Raw genomic sequence first — 16,866 nt, forward strand, 5'->3', positions numbered from 1 at the left:
CCCGGATCATCCACCGTGTTCACCTCCCCCTCCTGCGGCAGATCCGGATCCCCGAAAACCGGCGACTCATGATGCGGCCTCGGATCATTCAGCTCAACCATTACTCTCTCCTTCGGATCGTCGACAGGACTTCGGGTCGATGACGCTCGGCGCCTCGCGCTGATTCGATCAGACCGCATGAACCGCCCCCAGGTCCAGAGTCATTCGACGGGAATCGAGCAGGTCGCCGGCCGCCACGGCACTGTCCGTGGCGGCCGGAAACGTCTACCCTCGTGCTTATGGAGGAGACGAAGAACGATCGAATTTCGCCGCGCGAGTTCCGCGCCGCGGAAGGGGTGTCCGACTGGCGGGTCGTCTTCGACGGGGCGCGGGCGCATTTCGCAACCGGTTCGTTCGAGAAGGGCGCGGCTCTCGTGTTCGCCATCGCGGAACTCTCGGATGCGGCCGGTCACCACCCCGACGTCGAGCTCCAGTACGCGACGGTGGCCGTGCGGCTGATCAGTCATGACATCGGCGACATCAGCCATCGTGACCTCGCCCTGGCCCGCCGAATCTCCATCGCCGCCGACGAACTCGGCATCGTCGCCGATCCGTCCCGGGTGCAGACCGTGCAGATCGCGGTCGACGCGCTCGACATCCCGGCCGTGATGCCGTTCTGGGAGGCCGTGCTCGGCTATCGGCAGGAGGGCGGCGAAGACGTCGTCGACCCGCTCGGTCACGGCCCGAACGTCTGGTTCCAGCAGATGGACGTGCCTCGTCCGCAGCGCAACCGCATCCACATCGACGTCTCGGTGCCCCGCGACGAGGCCGAGCGGCGCGTCGCCGCCGCGGTCGCGGCCGGCGGGAAGATCGTGAACGACGCCTACGCCCCCGCCTACTGGACTCTCGCCGACCTCGAAGGCAACGAGGTCGACGTGGCTGCTTGGCGAGACGACAGCGACTGATGGCTGTCGTCGACGGCGCGGCCCTGGCGCTCGAGCTACCCGGTGCGATCGAGGTGCCGCACCATGACCGTCGCGCTTTCAAGGTCTCGCGGATCTTCGCGTCGCTGCCCCGCGACGCACTCACGATGAACGTCGGCCTGGCCGCCGAGGAGCAGGCCATGTTCTGCCGCAACAGCGCCGCCTTCACACCGGTGAACGGCGCTTGGGGGCAGCAGGGGTGGACGGTGATCGACCTCGGTGTCGCGTCGGACGACGAGGTCGCTGCGGCGCTCGAACTGGCACACGCACGCGCCTGACTCAGGCGCGTCGTCCCTCGGATGTCGGTCGCTCTGGTTAGCCTCGAAGGGCAGCACCCCACGACCCGAGAAGAGCACCATGCCCGGCTTCGCCACCATCGACTTCGAGACCACCGGGTTGTTCCCGAGCGGAAGCGATCGGGCCATCGAAGTGGCGGTCGTGCACTCCGATCCTGATGGCACGATCACCGGTCGGTGGGACACGCTGATCAACCCCGGCCGCGACCTCGGGCGCCAAGACATCCATCGAATCACCGCCTTCGAGGCCCGCCAGGCACCCGCCTTCGGGGAGATCGCAGCAGAGCTCCTCGAGCTGCTGTCGGGCCGGGTCATCGTCGCGCACAACGCGAGCTTCGACACCCGCTTCCTGCTCGCCGAGTTGGGCAGGCTGGGGTACTCGCACGGCGAGGAGCTGGTTTCCCTCTGCACCATGCGGCTCGCGCGGCAGTATCTGCCGGCCGGCGCCCGTCGGTCGCTCGCGGAGTGCTGTGCGACGTTCGGCATCGACCTCGAGGGGGCGCACCGCGCCTCCGTCGACGCCGAGGCCACCGCGCAGCTGCTGGCGGCCTACCTCGACCACACGGAGGATCGCTCCGGATGGGATGACTGTCTCGCCCGCGGGGTCGGGCACACCTTCGCCCGCCTTCCGGGCCCCGGCACGGACTGGTTCCCGCGCGAGCGCGCGCGGGAAGGTTCCGGCTTGCACCTGACAGCCGGGTCCCGCTCACCGCACGGCCTCACCCTCGGCGCCGGCGACCACGTGGCTCTCACCGGCTCGATGTCGCGACCGAGGGAGGAGTGGAACGCCCTTCTCGCCGGGAGCGGGATGGTGCCGCGCAACTACGTCACGAAGCAGGTGAAACTCGTGGCCGCTGCCGACACCGACTCGCTCTCCACGAAGGCCCGCCTCGCCCGCGCCTATGGCATCCCGGTCGTCAGCGAGCGCGCCCTCACCGCGCTGCTCGGCCTCTGAGGGTCGTTGCACACTGCTCTGCCTCTAGTGTCGTTGCACACAGCGACCGCCGCCATCGTCCACCTACCAGGTCGCGCTGCATAGGCGTTTCAGCGGCGACGCCCCGATGCGGAATCGGCTCGGGCGAGTAGGGTCGGCCGCATGTCGACTGAACCGCCGCCCACCCTGCCGCCCGAGTCACCCACACCTCCGCCCGGCGCGCCCAGCGACCCGCCCCAGGCGCCGCCGGAGCCCCCGCAGTTCTGACGGGGGCCCAGCGGGTCAGTGGCCGATCGGGTCAGTGGCCGATCGGGTCAGTGGTCGATCGGTCAGTGCCCGATCGGCACTCCCTCGGCGGCGCCGCCCGCTTCTTCTTCGAGCACACGCTGTTCGGGAGTCAGTTCGGCCGGGCGCCGCACGAAGAACGCCGCCACCACTCCGAGCAGCGAGATGATCGCGCCGCAGAGGAACGCGGCCTGGATGCCCGCCGCTGTCGACGAGATCACCGATTCGCCGGCCGACTGGTGGGTCAGCGCGACGCCCGACATGACGGCGATGAACAGAGCGGTTCCGGATGCGCCGGCCAGCTGCTGCACGGTGCCCACGATCGCCGAACCGTGCGAATACAGCCGCGGCTTCAGAGCGCCGAGCCCCGCCGTGAACAGCGGCGTGAACATCAGCGCGAGTCCGATGCTCAGGGTCACGTGCGCTACGAGCACCCACCACATCGACGTGTTCTCGTTCACCATCGTGAGCCCCCACAGCACGCCCGACACGATGATCGACCCGGGCACGAGCAGCACGGTCGGCCCGTAGCGGTCGTAGAGCCGCCCGACGAACGGCGCCAGCACACCCATCACGATGCCACCGGGAAGCAGCAGCAGACCGGTGGTCAGAGCATCCAGCTGCAGCACGTTCTGCATGAAGAACGGAAGCACGATGATCGTGCCGAACAGCGCCATCATCGACACCGCCATCAGGAGGATGGCCACGGTGAAGGTGCGTGCCTTGAAGGTGCGCAGATCGAGCAGAGCGCGGTCGGTGCGCTGGAGCGCGATCTGCCGCAGCACGAAGGCGGCGAGCGCCACCAGACCGACGATCAGCGGCATCCAGCTGCCCATGAAGGTGGCCGAGGCTCCGCCGATGTTGCTCAGCCCGTAGACCAGGCCGCCGAAGCCGAACGCCGAGAGGATGATCGAGAAGACGTCGATCGGCACCACACGCGGCTCGGTCACGTTCTTCACCCGCACGGCACCGAGGATCAGCGCGCCGATCGCGATCGGCAGCACGAGGATGAACATCCACCGCCAGGTGAGCGTGCTCAGGATGATGCCCGAGATGGTCGGGCCGATGGCGGGCGCCACCGAGATCACGATCGAGATGTTTCCCATGGTGCGCCCACGCGTCGCCGGCGGAACCAGGGTCATCACCGTGGTCATGAGCAGCGGCATCATGATGGCGGTTCCCGATGCCTGCACGACGCGGGCCGCGAGCAGCACCTCGAAGCCGGGCGCGAGCGCGGCGATCAGGGTGCCTGCGCTGAACAACGACATCGCGGCGATGAAGATCGGTCGCGTGTTGAAGCGCTGGAGGAGGAATCCGGTGATGGGGATGACGACGGCCATCGTGAGCATGAAGGCGGTCGAGAGCCACTGTGCGGCCACCTCGGTGATGCCGAGGTCGACCACCAGGTGCGGGATCGCCACCCCCATGATGGTCTCGTTGAGGATGACGACGAAGGTCGCCACCAGCAGCAGATTGATGACGAGTTTGTTGCGGCGGGCGATGTGGTCGCCGCCGTCGACCGCGCCGCCACTCGAGAGGGGTGGCGCGGCGTCGGTGGCTTGCAGGGAGCTGTCGGTCACAGAGAAGTCCTGTCGGAAAAGGGACGGGCAAAGGGGTCGGCACAGCCGGCGTGAAGGAGAACGCGATTCGTACTCTGCCGTATTCCACCGACATCGGAACGAACGCTATGTGAACAGTGTACACATAGGGGCGGCTCAGGATCGAGTGCGCGATTCGAGCAGCTTCTTCAGGCTCTCGAGCAGGTAATTCCAGCCCGGGCTGGTCTCCCGGTCGAGCACGCTGCCGGCGACGACGCCCGAGTGCGTCAGCGTCACCCGGGTGCACGTCGCATCGGCCGGCTCGTCGAACGCATCGAGCTGCCAGTCCACCCGGGTTCCCCCGTGCTCGCTCACCTCTTGCGACCACACGGGATGGAACGTCGTGGCGAGCCGGTACGGAGGCTCGATCACGAGCACTTCGCCGAGCACGTCGGGCAACCCGTCCTCGCCGAGGTAGCGGATCGGAGCCCCCACCTCCCAGGTCGACTCGACCGTGTTGGCGAACCACCATTCGGTCGTGTACTCCGGCGACGTCAGCGCGGTCCAGACCAGCGCGGGTTCCGCGTCGATCACGATCGTGAACTCCCGGGAGATCGTCTCGGCTCCAGATGACATGCCCCCATTCTCCACAGCCCCCCGTCGCCGGTCCACACCCTGTCCGAACCTCTTGCGCCGACTTCGCCGCGCCAGTAGCGTGCGAAGACCGCCGACCGGAAGGAAGCCCCGTGAGCACACTCACCAGCGTCGAAACCGAAGAGATCGAACGCGCCAACGCGGAGGGTCTCCAGCCCGTCGTCTTCGTGCACGGTCTGTGGCTGCTCTCCAGCAGCTGGGAGAAGTGGCGCACGCTGTTCGAGGAGAACGGTTTCTCCACCATCGCACCCGGGTGGCCCGACGACCCGCAGAGCGTCGACGAGGCCCGCAAAGATCCGGATGTCTTCGCCCACAAGATGGTCAAGCAGGTCACCGAGCACTATCTCGAGGCCATCGACGCGCTCGACCTCACCCCTGCGGTGGTCGGCCACTCCTTCGGCGGCCTGATCGCGCAGAAGATCGCCGGAGAAGGAGCGAGCGAGGCGACCGTCGCCATCGATCCGGCGCCGTTCCAAGGCGTGCTCCCCCTGCCGGTGTCCTCGCTCAAGTCCTCGGCGCCTGTGCTCGGCAACCCGCTCAACTTCGGCAAGGCGGTCTCGCTCACCCTGGAGCAGTTCACGTTCGGCTGGGCCAACAACCTCGACGCCGACGAGGCGAAGGAGCTCTGGGAGACCTATCACGTGGCCGCATCCGGTGTTCCGCTGTTCCAGGCGGCCACCGCGAACTTCAACCCCTTCACCGAGACGAAGGTCCACACGAAGAACCCCGAGCGAGGGCCACTGCTGATCGTCTCCGGCGAGCACGACAACACGGTGCCGCGCGCGATGACGGAGGCGGCCTACCGCATCCAGGCGAAGAATCCGGGCACGACCGAGTTCATCGAGATGCCGGGCCGCGGCCATTCGCTCACCATCGACCACGGCTGGCGCGGAGTCGCCGACGAGGTGCTCGCGTTCCTCACGAAGCAGACGGCGAACAACTGAGGGTCGGCGCGCCCGACCACTGATCCTGATGCGGATGTCGCCGTAATCACGTCGTTCAGTCACGGCGAGAAGGACAAGCATGTGGAAGACTCATCGATACCCGCTCAATTGGTGACCGAAAGTCAAACTCGATGACGAATGAATCCGGCCAGGACCGAGCCGAAATCGCCGCCCGCCTCGCTCTCTCCGTGGGGCGTCTGAATCGGCGCATCCGGGCGACCAGCGACACCCTCACTCCGGGCCAGATCTCCGCTTTGTCGACCATCGTGCGCTGTGGTCCGATCCGCCCCGGCGACCTGGCCCGGGTGGAGCGCGTCGCTGCGCCGACGATCACCCGCCTGCTCGCCGACCTCGAGACAAAGCAGCTCGTCACCCGCACCGCCGACCCCGACGACGGTCGCTCCTTCTTCGTCGGCTCGACGGATGCCGGCGCCGAGGCGATCCTGCGTGCGCGCACCGAGCGTGCCCGGCACGTGCTCGAGCTCTTCGAAGAACTCGACGACGAGCAGATCGCCCAGTTGGCGGGCGCCCTCGACGCGCTCGACGCGGCGGCCGGACTCCTGGCGCAGAACCCCTGACCACCGGCCAGACGCGGGTCAGACCACCGGGTTCGTGAGCACTCCGAGCCCCGAGATCTCGATCTCGACGGTGTCGCCGGATTCCATGGGGCCGACACCCGCCGGCGTGCCGGTGAGGATGACGTCGCCCGGCAGGAGGGTGAACGCGGCCGACGCGTAGGCCACGATGGCCGGCACCGAATGGATCATGTCGCTGAGCGGTGCACTCTGCTTGAGCACTCCGTTCAGACGGGTCTCGACGGCCGCGGAGGCGAGATCGAAGTCCGTCTCGATCACGGGGCCGAGCGGGCAGAAGGTGTCGAAACCCTTGGCCCGGGCCCACTGGCCGTCGGAGGCCTGCAGGTCTCGCGCCGTCACGTCGTTGGCGATCGTGTATCCGAAGATCACGCTCGCTGCGTCGGCCGCAGGAACGTTCTTCGCCACACTGCCGATCACGATCGCGAGTTCACCCTCGAAATCCACCCGGTTCGACTGCCGCGGACGCACGATGCGGTCGCCCGGGCCGATCACCGAGGTGTTCGGCTTCAGGAAAAGCAGGGGTTCCTTCGGCGCCTCCCCGGTGTTCATCTCGGCGACGTGGTCCTGGTAGTTCTTCCCCACCGCGACCACCTTCGAGCGTGGGATGACCGGGGCGAGCAGCGTCGCCTCCGCCAGCGGCACGCGCTCACCCGTGGTGTCGAAACCGGCGAACATCGGGTCGCCGTTAAGAACGACCAACTCCGTGCCGCCGCCCTCGGCTTCATCGAGGATCCCGAAGTTGATGGCGCCGCCATGACTGAACCGTGCGATCTTCATGAGCGAGCCCTCACGCGTCCAGTCTCGTGAGCCAGCCGTGGCGGTCGGGAATCCGGCCGTACTGGATGTCGGTCAGCTCCTGCCGGATCGACATCGTGAGTTCGCCCGCGGGCGCGTTCTCGTCGCCGATCGTGAAGTCGGGCGCCTTCAGCGCCGAGATGGGGGTGATCACCGCAGCGGTACCGCAGGCGAAGACCTCGGTGATCTCGCCGGAGGCCACACCGTCGCGCCACTCGTCGATCGTGACGTCGCGCTCCTCCACGGTCAGGCCGCGATCCTCGGCGAGCTGGATGATGCTGTCGCGGGTGATGCCCTCGAGGATCGTGCCGGTGAGGCGCGGCGTCACGATCTTTCCGCCCTGGTGCACGAAGAACACGTTCATGCCGCCGAGTTCGTCGACGTGCTGGCCGGTCTCGCCGTCGAGGAAGAGCACCTGCGCACAGCCGTGCTCATAGGCTTCCTGCTGCGGAAGCAGCGAGGCGGCGTAGTTTCCGCCGCACTTGGCCGCACCCGTGCCGCCCCGGCCGGCGCGGGAGTATTCGGTCGAGAGCCAGATCGACACGGGAGCCACGCCGCCCGTGAAGTAGGCGCCGGCGGGGCTGGCGATCACGTAGTAGCCGACCTTCTGCGAAGGGCGCACGCCGAGGAACGATTCGTTGGCGATCATGAACGGCCGGATGTAGAGGCTCGTCTCGGGCGCGTTCGGCACCCACGAGCCATCCACGGCGATCAGCTGTTTGAGCGATTCCACGAAATCCTCGACGGCCAGCTCGGGCAGGGCCAGGCGCCGCGCGGACCGTTGCAGACGCTCGCCGTTCTTCTCAGGCCGGAACGTCCAGATCGAACCGTCGGCGTGCCGGTAGGCCTTCAGACCCTCGAAGATCTCCTGCGCGTAGTGCAGCACGGCGGCCGAAGGGTCGAGCATCAGCGGGCCGTAGGGAATGACACTGGCGTTGTGCCACCCCTCCGTGACGGTCCAGTCGATCTGCACCATGTGGTCGGTGAAGTGCTTACCGAACCCGGGATCGGCCAGGATGACTTCGCGTTCCGCCTCCGCCCGCGCATCCTGCGAGGGCGTGAGCTCGAACTGGAGGGGGAAGGTGGAGGAGGGTGCGATGGTCATGGTCCGTCTTTCGTCGATGCTTCCGTCAGAGCTGTTCGTCAGTGGGAGGTCTCGAGCGCGGGAGCGGCGATCGTGGCGACGATCGCGTCGCCGATCTGCTCCGTCGTGCGCGGCGATCCGTCGCGCGCCGCGATGTCGGCGACGACGGCCTCGCGCACGCGCACCGCCTGAGCGGCGAGCCCGAGGTGATCGAGAAGCAGGGCGACCGAGAGGATCGCGGCCGTGGGATCGGCCTTCTGCTGCCCGGCGATGTCAGGAGCGGAGCCGTGCACCGGTTCGAACATCGATGGAAACGTGCCATCGGGGTTGATGTTGCCCGAGGCCGCCAATCCGATCCCGCCGCTGATTGCGCCGGCCAGGTCGGTAAGGATGTCGCCGAAGAGGTTGTCCGTGACGATGACGTCAAACCTAGCAGGATCGGTGACGAGGAAGATCGTCGCCGCGTCGACGTGCAGGTAGTCGACGGCGACCTCCGGGAACTCGGTGGCCACTTCGTTCACGACGCGCTGCCAGAGCCCGCCCGAGAAGGTGAGCACGTTGGTCTTGTGCACCAGCGTCAGCTTCTTGCGGCGGGCGGATGCGCGGGCGAAGGCATCCCGCACCACGCGCTCGACGCCATAGGCGGTGTTGACCGAGACCTCGTTCGCGATCTCGTGCGGCGTGCCCGCGCGGATGGAGCCGCCGTTGCCGACGTATGGCCCCTCGGTGCCCTCGCGCACCACCACGAAGTCGACCTCGCCATGAGCAGCGAGCGGGCTGGGCACGCCCGGGTAGATGGTGGTCGGACGGAGATTGACGTAGTGGTCGAGCGCGAACCGCAACTTCAGCAGCAGGCCGCGTTCGATGTTGGCGCCCTTCAGCCGCGGGTCGCCGGGCACTCCCCCGACGGCGCCGAGGAGGATCACGTCGTGGCCGCTGATCGCCGCGAGATCGTCGTCGGTCAGCACATCGCCCGTCTCCAGGTAACGGCCCGCGCCGAGCGAGAAGTGCGTCTTCGCGAACTCGACGTCGCTGCCCGCGGTGACCGCGTCGAGCACCTTCACGGCCTCGGCGACGACCTCCGGGCCGATCCCGTCGCCGGGGATGAGTGCGAGATTGAAGGTTCGAGCCATGACTAAACATTACTTGCCCCGAAGGCGTCGGAACCGCGGAGTCGGACTTCTCGCATCCGTCTCTCCAGGAACGAGCGGATGGAGTCGTTCGACTCTCCGTCCAGCGCTCGGGCGTAAGCCTTCACGGCTTCGTCAGGGTGAGCCGAGCGACGGAGGAGGTCGGCTCGCACAGCCCAGAGCTGGCGGGTGAAGGCAGGGCCCGATGCGTCTGCCACCAAGTCGTCAAGCTCAGCGAGCGCCTCTTCGGGACGAGCGGAAGGGAGGTAAGAACGGGCGACCACGCGGTTGAGACGCGCCGCCGGCGAGGGCCAGGATGCCACCAGCGCGTCGTAGAGGGAGACGATGGAGACCCAGTCGGTGGCCTCCCAGGTGGGCGACTCCGAGTGCAGACCCGAGATGCCGGCCTGAAGGGCGAAACGCCCGCGTCCGGCGAGGGCGATGGTGGCCTGGTCGAGGCCCTCCTCGATGAAGGCTGCGTTCCAGAGCGACCGATCGGCGTCTTCGAGGGTCACCAGTTCTCCCGCGACATCCGTTCGGCCGGCGGCCCGGGCTTCGGTGAGCAGCAGCAGGGCGAGGAGGCCACGGGCTTCGAGGTGGCGTGGTCGCAGACGCACGATCGAGCGCGCCAGCGAGAGCGCACTCCGGGTCGTGACCGCGAGACTGATGGCGTCGCCGGCGAGCGCGGTGTGGCCGGCCGTGTAGAGCAGGTAGACGATGGCGAGCACGTCGTCGGTGCGAGCAGCGAGTTCCGCGGCATCCGGCTGTTCCAAGCGGATGCCCGACGACTGGATGCGCTTCTTCGCCCGCGTGAGCCGGGCCGCCATGGTGGCCGGCTTCACCAGGAAGAGCTCCGCGATCTCTTCGGTCGGCACACCGCAGACCGCACGCAGGGCGATGGCGAGGCGCGCCTCCTCGGCGAGCTCCGGGTGGCAGGCCATGAAGAGCAGCTGCAACCGGTCGTCGTCGATCGAGACGGAGAACGGATCGGCACCCACCTGCTCGGCAGCAGCGGCCTCGCGGTCGGCGGCCTCGGCGGCCAGGCGCCCGTAGTTGCGCACGAAGCCGGCCTCGCGCCGCATCCAGTCGACGGCGACATGTTTCGCGGTGGTGGTGATCCAGGAGGCCGGATTGCGCAGCCCCACTTGGGCACTCGCCCGCACGAACGCCTCCTGCACGGCGTCTTCCGCCATCTGGAGGTCACCGGTGAACCGGAGCACACTTCCCAGGATGCGAGGCCATTCCTCGCGGAAGGTGTGCTCCAGTTCGGTGGGGCTGCGCGGCATCCGTCGACCGTCAGCCCGCGTTGGCCTGCCCGTTGGTGTCCATCACCGGAAAGAGCTCGACCCAACCACCGGTGGGCACGAGGGCGGCGAGTTCACGGGCTTGCGCTTCGTTCTCGACGCAGATCTTGTAGAACCCGGAGACGACCTCTTTGGTCTCGGTGAACGGGCCGTCGGTGTAGACCGCCGGGCTGCCGTCGTGCGCCGGGGTGATGCGCACGGCCTTGTCGCTGGATTCCAGCGCGTCGCCCCCGAGCACCTGCGCACCGGCCGCCGCCACGGCCTGCATGAAGGCGCCGTGCTGTTGCATGGCGGCCGCCCAGTCCTCTTCGGTGGCTGCAGACGAGTCCCACTCGGGTTCGCGGATGAGGATGATGTATTCCTGAGTCATGATGCCTTCTCCTTCTGTTGCGTCAGAATGTGTCAAGCGACATCCATACGACGAACGCTAGCCGCCGCAATCGACAGCCGAGAAGAAATCTTTTCGGGAATTACTCTTCCGTGATGTCGATCTCTCGCATCAGGTCGGCTTCGATCGACTCCTGCAACTTGTGCAGGAGTCCGTCGGGAACCGGGGAGTCGACGGTGAGCACGCTGAGCGCCTGGCCGCCGGCTTCGTGGCGGGCGATCTGCATGCCCGCGATGTTGACGGATGCCTCGCCGAACTCCTTGCCGTAGACCGCGACGATCCCGGGCCGATCGGTGTACAGCATCACGATCAGGTGCTTCGCGAACGGCACCTCGACGTCGTAGCCGTTGATCTCGACGATCTTCTCGATCTGCTTCGTGCCCGTGAGGGTGCCGGAGACCGAGATCTGCGACCCGTCGCTCAGGGCGCCGGACAGCGTGATGACGTTGCGGTACTCCTCAGAGACGGGCTCGGTGATGAGGCGCACGGTGACGCCGCGCTGCTCGGCGAGGAGCGGGGCGTTGACGTAGGAGACCGTCTCGCTCACCACGTTGGTGAAGACGCCCTTCAGCGCAGCGAGCTTCAACACGGCGACGTCGTAGTCGGCCAGCTCACCCTTGACGACCACGTCGATGCTCGTCAGCGGGCTGTCGGCGAGACCGGAGAACACCTGACCGAGCTTCTCGACCAGCGGGATGCCGGGGCGCACGTACGGGTCGATGACTCCACCGGCCACGTTGACCGCATCCGGAACCAGCTCGCCCGAGAGCGCCAGCCGCACCGACTTGGCCACCGAGACGCCCGCCTTCTCCTGCGCCTCGTCGGTCGAGGCACCGAGGTGCGGTGTGACGATCACGTTCGGGAGCGCCAAGAGCGGCGATTCCTTCGGGGGCTCGGAGACGAACACGTCGAGGCCGGCGCCCGCGATCACGTTCGCGCTGAGGGCACGGTAAAGCGCATCCTCGTCGATGAGGCCGCCGCGGGCGACGTTCACGATGAATGCGGTGGGCTTCATCTTCGCGAGCTGCTCGTCGGCGATCATCCCGGTGGTCTCGGGGGTCTTCGGCATGTGGATGGTGATGAAGTCGCTCTGCTCGAGCAGTTCGTCGAGCGTCACCAGGGTGACGCCGAGCTGCTGCGCCCGGGCGCTCGTGACATAGGGGTCGTAGGCGATCACGTTCACGCCGAATGCCTGCAGGCGCGCGGTGATGAGCGCACCGATGCGGCCGAGCCCGATGATGCCGACCGTCTTCTCGTAGAGCTCGACACCGGTGTAGGCCGAGCGCTTCCACTGCCCCTGCGCGAGCGCTGCGTGGGCGGCGGGGATGTGCCGTGCCAGGCTCAGGATGTGACCGACCGTCAGCTCGGCGGCCGAGATGATGTTGGAGGTGGGCGCGTTGACCACCATGACTCCCGCAGTGGTGGCCGCCTTGATGTCGACGTTGTCGAGCCCCACGCCTGCACGCGCGATGACCTGCAGCTTGGGGGCGGCCGCGATGGCCTCGGCGTCGACCTTCGTGGCAGAGCGCACGAGCACCGCGTTCGCCTCGGCGAGCGCCGCCAGCAGAGCGGGGCGGTCGGTGCCGTCGACGTTGCGCACGTCGAAGTCGGGCCCGAGGGCGTCGACGGTGGCGGGGGACAGTTCTTCGGCGATCAGCACGACCGGCTTCGACACGGATCGGGTCCTTCGGTTGGTCTGGTGGGAGCCTCTCCAGCGTAGTGCAGGCAGAATGAGGCCATGGACTCTGTGACGTTCGACGTCGTCCTGACGGTGCTGCGCATCCTCATCGCCGTCGCGTTCATCGCGATGGGCGTGAATCACTTCGTGCCGCGCTCGGCGCGCACCATGGCGGCGATGATTCCGCCGTGGCTGCGGCCCGACGGACGGGTGACGCCGCTGACGCTGGTGTATGTCACCGGGGTGTGCGAGATCGCGGGCGGGCTGGGGCTGCTGTTCTCGCCGACGCGGATGATCGCGGGGGTCGCGCTCGTGGTCTTTCTGGCTTGCGTGTTCCCCGCCAACGCCTATGCGGCAAGGCACCGGGAGCGTTTCGGCGCGCTGGCCGTGCCATTCGTGCCACGGCTGATCGGGCAGATCGTGCTGGCGGCGCTGGTGCTGCTGGTGGCCTTCTTCTGATCGGTGCGAGCGGCCGAGCGGTCGAGCGGCGGCTCAGGCGGCGGAGGCGATGACCAGGATGTCGAGCGAAACCACCGAGACCACCGCGAATCCCACCGCGAACACCACGGCGCGCGCGCCGTTCGAGAGGGTGCGACCGACGACAAGCGCGATCGCGTAGACCAGGATCGGCACCACGGCGTACACGATCACGAGCGTCCAGATCTCGGCCGAGACCGCGACGCCGAAGCTCGAGAAGGTGGTGACCACGCCGACCAGGTTCGCGATGCCTCCCCACAGGTGGTAGGCGTAGAGGAACGCGAAGACGACCGCCACGGCCCAGCCGGCCCGGCCGAAGGTGCGGAATCCGCGCTTGGCGGGCTTGGCCGGTGTGGGCGGGTTGGGCGGCGTGCTTCCGGAGGCGACGGATGCGGTTGCGTCGGTCATCTCACACCCCCATCAAGAAGGGCCAGGGCACGAGCACGAGAACACCGATCACGAGCCACAGGTAGCGGAAACGGATGTCTTTGGACTGCGTCAGCAACAGCGTCGCCACGAACCAGAGCGGTGTGGCGGCCACGGCGAGGGACTGCGTGATGCGGTAGCTCACCACGGAGAAATCGACCGTGAGCGGCGTCTGATAGCGCGAGAAGCTCACGATCCAGCCGATCGTGTAGAGCAGGTAGACGCCGCCGAGGATGCCCAAGCCGATCAGTGCGGCCGAGCTCAGCTGCTTCGACGCGGCTTCGGCTTCGGCGAGTTCCTTGTCGACGGCGCGGTCTTCGGCCTCTTCCGCTTCGTCGAGCACGGTGCGTCGCGCGGGTGCCGCGGCGACGGCGGCGGATGCGACGGCGGGTGCGGCGGGACGGGAAGACGCGGCGACGGGTGTGGCGGGCGCGGTGTCGGGCGCAGCGGGGAGCACTTCAGCCGCGGAGGATGCGGCGACGGTGCCTTCGGGCCCGGACGCGGCGGTCGGCGCGGGAGCGGTGGTCCCAGCGGCGGCGGCAGGCGTCGAGGGTGCGACGACCTCGTCGTCGAGCTCGTCGTCGTCAGCGATCGGCGACCTGACGGGCGCGAGGGTCGGATCGTCGTCGCCCGCCCAGGCGAGCGCGTCGTCGTCCCGGCGGTCACTCATGCCATCACCCTATCGCGCAGCCTTCGTGTGCAGCCGCGCCCGGGCACGGGTCGTGGTTCTGCGGCCCGCTCCCCGCCGGGATGCGCTGGTCGCCTTTTCGGGAGGACGTGCGGACGACGACGCCCTCCTGAGCGCCTCGTGTCACGCAGCTCCTCCCGAAGCAGCCCCGTGTGCAGCCGGCCGCACGGGTGACGGATGCGCGGGTCAGGTCGGGGTGACCCAGACATCATCGGGAGTGACGCATGCGCGAGCTGCTCCCCCGCCCGGGGTCGATCGACGGCGTGGTGTGCGCGAGCGACGCTCTCGCGCTCGGGCGCTGATCGCATCCGGGGGCCGCATTCCCGTGATCGGCTACGACAACTCACCCGTCGCCGCGACCCTCGGCATCTCCAGCGTCGAGCAGCCTCTCGACGCTGGTCGCGAGCGGCGTGCTCGAGTCACCGAGCGGCGTGTACGGCGGGCGGCTGGGCGACGCGACCGTCGACGATCCGCGCGACCGGCTGGTGCGCCCACGACTCATCTTCCGCTCCCCCGAACGCATCCCGGTGCCCTAATGTCATTACCGGCACCCCCTCGCCATGCCAAGGCTCGGCGCGAGGAACTCGCGTGAGGACGTCAGGCCACAGTGACGTCGACGTGATCGCGATGCAGCCACGACTCGAGGGTCGTCGGGGAGATACTCGCGTCGGGCCCGGGCAGTAGCAACTCCCCGTCGAGGTTGAAGCCGATGGGCTGGGCATCGGCGGCCGTGAACACGTATCGCTCGTCGTGATCTTTGAGGAGCACTCGGCGCACGAAGTCGTCGAGGGGAATGACCTCGGGCCCCGCGACTTCGACCGCCGCCTCGACGGGCGCCGCGCCGGCGACGCGCACGAGCGCTGCCGTCACGTCGCCCGATGCGACCGGACGCATGGCGCGGCCGGGCAGGCGAACCGTGTCCTCGACCGTGTTCCAGGCCGCGATCTGGTGGGCGAACTCGTAGAACTGCGTCGCGCGCACGATCGTGTACGGCACGCCGCCGCTCTCGACGGCCTCTTCCTGGGCTGCCTTCGCCCGGAAGTAGCCGTCGCCGTGCGCCCGGTCGACGCCCACGACCGAGAGCACGATGTGGTGGCCCACCCCCGCATCCGCTTCGGCGCGGAGCAGGGTGGTGCTCGCGTCGACGAAAAGCCGGCGGGCCTCGTCGCCGTCGCGTTCGGGAACGTTCATGACGTCGACGACCACGTCGGCGCCGGCGACGGCTCTGACGATCCCGGTTCCGGAGACGGCGTCGATGCCATTGGCGCGGGAGCCGGCGACGACGGCGTGGCCGGCACGCTGGAGCACCGCGACGAGCTGCGTACCGATCAGGCCGGTGGCGCCGATGACGACGATCTTCATGATTTCTCCTGACAGTCGGAATGGGTGATGTCAGCAAAGACCGGGCGACAGACAGATCTGTGACCGATCTGTCGTGCGCATCCACGTCGCAGCACCACCGGGCGCCCGGTGGTCGTCGCGCAGTGGCCCGATGAACAACGGAAGGATGCCCCTCACCAGCGGCATCCTCGGCTCGGCCGTCAAGCAACGCCGAAGGGCCCCGGAACTCGCGTTCCGGGGCCCTTCGGTCATGACACTGAGTCAGCGCACTGAGGTCAGCGCACCGAGGTCAGCGCGCAGCAGACCCGTCGGTGTAGTCCGCGTCCTGCTGCTTCCAGGCGAAGAGAGCACGCAGCTCCTTGCCGGTGGCCTCGATGGGGTGCGCCGCACCCTTCTCGCGGAGGGCGAGGAACTCGGGAGCCCCGGCATCCTGGTCGTCGATGAACCGCTTCGCGAACGCGCCCGACTGGATGTCGGCGAGAACGGCCTTCATGTTCTCTTTCACGTGCGGGTCGATGACGCGCGGACCCGAGACGTAGTCGCCGTACTCGGCCGTGTCGGAGACCGACCAGCGCTGCTTGGCGATGCCACCCTCCCACATCAGGTCGACGATGAGCTTCAGCTCGTGCAACACCTCGAAGTAGGCGATCTGCGGCTGGTAGCCGGCCTCGGTGAGGGTCTCGAAGCCGTACTGCACGAGCTGCGAGACGCCACCGCAGAGCACGGCCTGCTCGCCGAACAGGTCGGTCTCGGTCTCTTCGGTGAAGGTGGTCTTGATGCCGCCGGCGCGCAGGCCGCCGATGCCCTTGGCGTAGCTCCAGGCGAGCTCCCACGCCGAACCGGTCGCGTCGTTCTCGACGGCGACGATAACGGGAACGCCGCGGCCCGCCTCGTACTCACGACGCACGGTGTGACCCGGGCCCTTGGGGGCGACCATGATCACGTCGACGCCCTCGGGCGCCTGGATGTAGCCGAAGCGGATGTTGAAGCCGTGACCGAACAGCAGCGCCTTGCCGTCGCTCAGGTTGGGCTGGATGTCGGCGGCGTAGATGCCCCGCTGGTGCTGGTCGGGCGCGAGAACGACGATGACGTCGGCCCAGGCGGTCGCCTCGGCGACGGAGAGGACCGTGAAGCCCGCCTCCTCGGCCTTGGCGGTCGACTTCGACCCCTCCTTCAGCGCGACGACGACCTCGACGCCCGAGTCACGAAGGTTCAGCGCGTGGGCGTGGCCCTGCGAGCCGTAGCCGATGACGGCCACCTTCTTGGACTGGATCAGGGACAGATCGGCGTCCTGGTCATAGAAGATCTCGGTCACGTGTGTTTCTCCTTGTTAGTGGGGTCGTGTG

General features: G+C 68.0%; 19 protein-coding genes. 7 read left to right on the forward strand and 12 right to left on the reverse strand.

Annotation, left to right across the window (positions count from 1 at the left end):
* The first annotated feature begins 278 nt into the window (after positions 1 to 278).
* From N1027_RS00005 to N1027_RS00015, 3 genes are all read left to right on the forward strand, one after another.
* Positions 279 to 944 (forward strand): 4a-hydroxytetrahydrobiopterin dehydratase, encoded by a 666-nt coding sequence (locus N1027_RS00005; protein WP_259503635.1) that lies wholly within the window; start codon positions 279 to 281, stop codon positions 942 to 944.
* Entirely contained in the window at positions 944 to 1,240 is a 297-nt protein-coding gene (locus N1027_RS00010; RefSeq protein ID WP_259503636.1) for an MmcQ/YjbR family DNA-binding protein, read from the forward strand. The genes N1027_RS00005 and N1027_RS00010 overlap by 1 nt, the downstream gene beginning before the upstream one ends.
* 79 nt (positions 1,241 to 1,319) lie before the next feature.
* Positions 1,320 to 2,213, forward strand: a complete 894-nt coding sequence (locus N1027_RS00015) for an exonuclease domain-containing protein (RefSeq protein ID WP_259503637.1) — start codon at positions 1,320 to 1,322, stop codon at positions 2,211 to 2,213.
* A 308-nt stretch (positions 2,214 to 2,521) separates the two neighbouring features.
* On the opposite strand, the gene N1027_RS00020 is transcribed toward N1027_RS00015, so the two are convergent.
* On the reverse strand, positions 2,522 to 4,057 hold the full coding sequence (locus N1027_RS00020; protein ID WP_372499625.1) for an MDR family MFS transporter: 1,536 nt from the start codon (positions 4,055 to 4,057) through the stop codon (positions 2,522 to 2,524).
* Between the two features lie 135 nt (positions 4,058 to 4,192).
* The gene (locus tag N1027_RS00025) at positions 4,193 to 4,651 is read right to left on the reverse strand and encodes an SRPBCC domain-containing protein (RefSeq protein ID WP_259503638.1); all 459 of its coding nucleotides are present in this window, start codon (positions 4,649 to 4,651) and stop codon (positions 4,193 to 4,195) included.
* A 110-nt stretch (positions 4,652 to 4,761) separates the two neighbouring features.
* Here N1027_RS00025 and N1027_RS00030 point away from each other — a divergent pair, with 110 nt between their 5' ends.
* The gene (locus N1027_RS00030) at positions 4,762 to 5,613 is read left to right on the forward strand and encodes an alpha/beta fold hydrolase (protein ID WP_259503640.1); all 852 of its coding nucleotides are present in this window, start codon (positions 4,762 to 4,764) and stop codon (positions 5,611 to 5,613) included.
* Between the two features lie 131 nt (positions 5,614 to 5,744).
* Positions 5,745 to 6,191, forward strand: coding sequence for a MarR family winged helix-turn-helix transcriptional regulator (locus tag N1027_RS00035; protein ID WP_259503642.1), 447 nt, complete (start codon positions 5,745 to 5,747; stop codon positions 6,189 to 6,191).
* Between the two features lie 18 nt (positions 6,192 to 6,209).
* Here the strand turns inward: N1027_RS00035 and N1027_RS00040 are convergent, their stop codons facing one another.
* From N1027_RS00040 to serA, 6 genes are all read right to left on the reverse strand, one after another.
* Positions 6,210 to 6,986 carry a fumarylacetoacetate hydrolase family protein gene (locus N1027_RS00040; RefSeq protein ID WP_259503644.1) on the reverse strand — a complete coding sequence of 259 codons (777 nt, stop codon included), beginning with the start codon at positions 6,984 to 6,986 and terminating at the stop codon, positions 6,210 to 6,212.
* 10 nt (positions 6,987 to 6,996) lie between these two features.
* The gene (locus N1027_RS00045; RefSeq protein WP_259503645.1) at positions 6,997 to 8,109 is read right to left on the reverse strand and encodes a branched-chain amino acid aminotransferase; all 1,113 of its coding nucleotides are present in this window, start codon (positions 8,107 to 8,109) and stop codon (positions 6,997 to 6,999) included.
* Positions 8,110 to 8,147: 38 nt separating this feature from the next.
* Complete coding sequence (locus tag N1027_RS00050) at positions 8,148 to 9,221, reverse strand: 3-isopropylmalate dehydrogenase (protein ID WP_259503646.1); 1,074 nt, start codon at positions 9,219 to 9,221, stop codon at positions 8,148 to 8,150.
* Positions 9,222 to 9,223: 2 nt separating this feature from the next.
* Positions 9,224 to 10,504 (reverse strand): RNA polymerase sigma factor, encoded by a 1,281-nt coding sequence (locus tag N1027_RS00055; protein WP_259503647.1) that lies wholly within the window; start codon positions 10,502 to 10,504, stop codon positions 9,224 to 9,226.
* Positions 10,505 to 10,514: 10 nt separating this feature from the next.
* A complete protein-coding gene (locus N1027_RS00060) occupies positions 10,515 to 10,892 on the reverse strand; it encodes a YciI family protein (RefSeq protein ID WP_259503648.1) in 378 nt (125 codons plus the stop codon).
* 100 nt (positions 10,893 to 10,992) lie between these two features.
* Positions 10,993 to 12,585 carry a phosphoglycerate dehydrogenase gene (gene serA, locus N1027_RS00065; RefSeq protein ID WP_259503649.1) on the reverse strand — a complete coding sequence of 531 codons (1,593 nt, stop codon included), beginning with the start codon at positions 12,583 to 12,585 and terminating at the stop codon, positions 10,993 to 10,995.
* Between the two features lie 63 nt (positions 12,586 to 12,648).
* Here serA and N1027_RS00070 point away from each other — a divergent pair, with 63 nt between their 5' ends.
* The gene (locus N1027_RS00070) at positions 12,649 to 13,047 is read left to right on the forward strand and encodes a DoxX family protein (protein WP_259503650.1); all 399 of its coding nucleotides are present in this window, start codon (positions 12,649 to 12,651) and stop codon (positions 13,045 to 13,047) included.
* A 33-nt stretch (positions 13,048 to 13,080) separates the two neighbouring features.
* Here the strand turns inward: N1027_RS00070 and N1027_RS00075 are convergent, their stop codons facing one another.
* Complete coding sequence (locus N1027_RS00075) at positions 13,081 to 13,473, reverse strand: hypothetical protein (RefSeq protein WP_259503651.1); 393 nt, start codon at positions 13,471 to 13,473, stop codon at positions 13,081 to 13,083.
* Between the two features lies 1 nt (position 13,474).
* On the reverse strand, positions 13,475 to 14,161 hold the full coding sequence (locus N1027_RS00080; protein ID WP_259503652.1) for a hypothetical protein: 687 nt from the start codon (positions 14,159 to 14,161) through the stop codon (positions 13,475 to 13,477).
* A 428-nt stretch (positions 14,162 to 14,589) separates the two neighbouring features.
* Here N1027_RS00080 and N1027_RS00085 point away from each other — a divergent pair, with 428 nt between their 5' ends.
* Complete coding sequence (locus tag N1027_RS00085; RefSeq protein ID WP_259503653.1) at positions 14,590 to 14,715, forward strand: hypothetical protein; 126 nt, start codon at positions 14,590 to 14,592, stop codon at positions 14,713 to 14,715.
* A 61-nt stretch (positions 14,716 to 14,776) separates the two neighbouring features.
* Here N1027_RS00085 and N1027_RS00090 read toward each other — a convergent pair whose 3' ends face one another.
* Together N1027_RS00090 and ilvC are read right to left on the reverse strand one after the other, a co-directional pair.
* Positions 14,777 to 15,541: an SDR family oxidoreductase gene (locus N1027_RS00090; protein WP_259503654.1), complete on the reverse strand. Its 765-nt coding sequence runs from the start codon at positions 15,539 to 15,541 to the stop codon at positions 14,777 to 14,779.
* Positions 15,542 to 15,809: 268 nt separating this feature from the next.
* On the reverse strand, positions 15,810 to 16,835 hold the full coding sequence (gene ilvC, locus N1027_RS00095) for a ketol-acid reductoisomerase (RefSeq protein WP_259503655.1): 1,026 nt from the start codon (positions 16,833 to 16,835) through the stop codon (positions 15,810 to 15,812).
* Between the last annotated feature and the right edge of the window lie 31 nt (positions 16,836 to 16,866).

Source organism: Herbiconiux aconitum (assembly GCF_024979235.1).
GTDB lineage: Bacteria > Actinomycetota > Actinomycetes > Actinomycetales > Microbacteriaceae > Herbiconiux > Herbiconiux aconitum.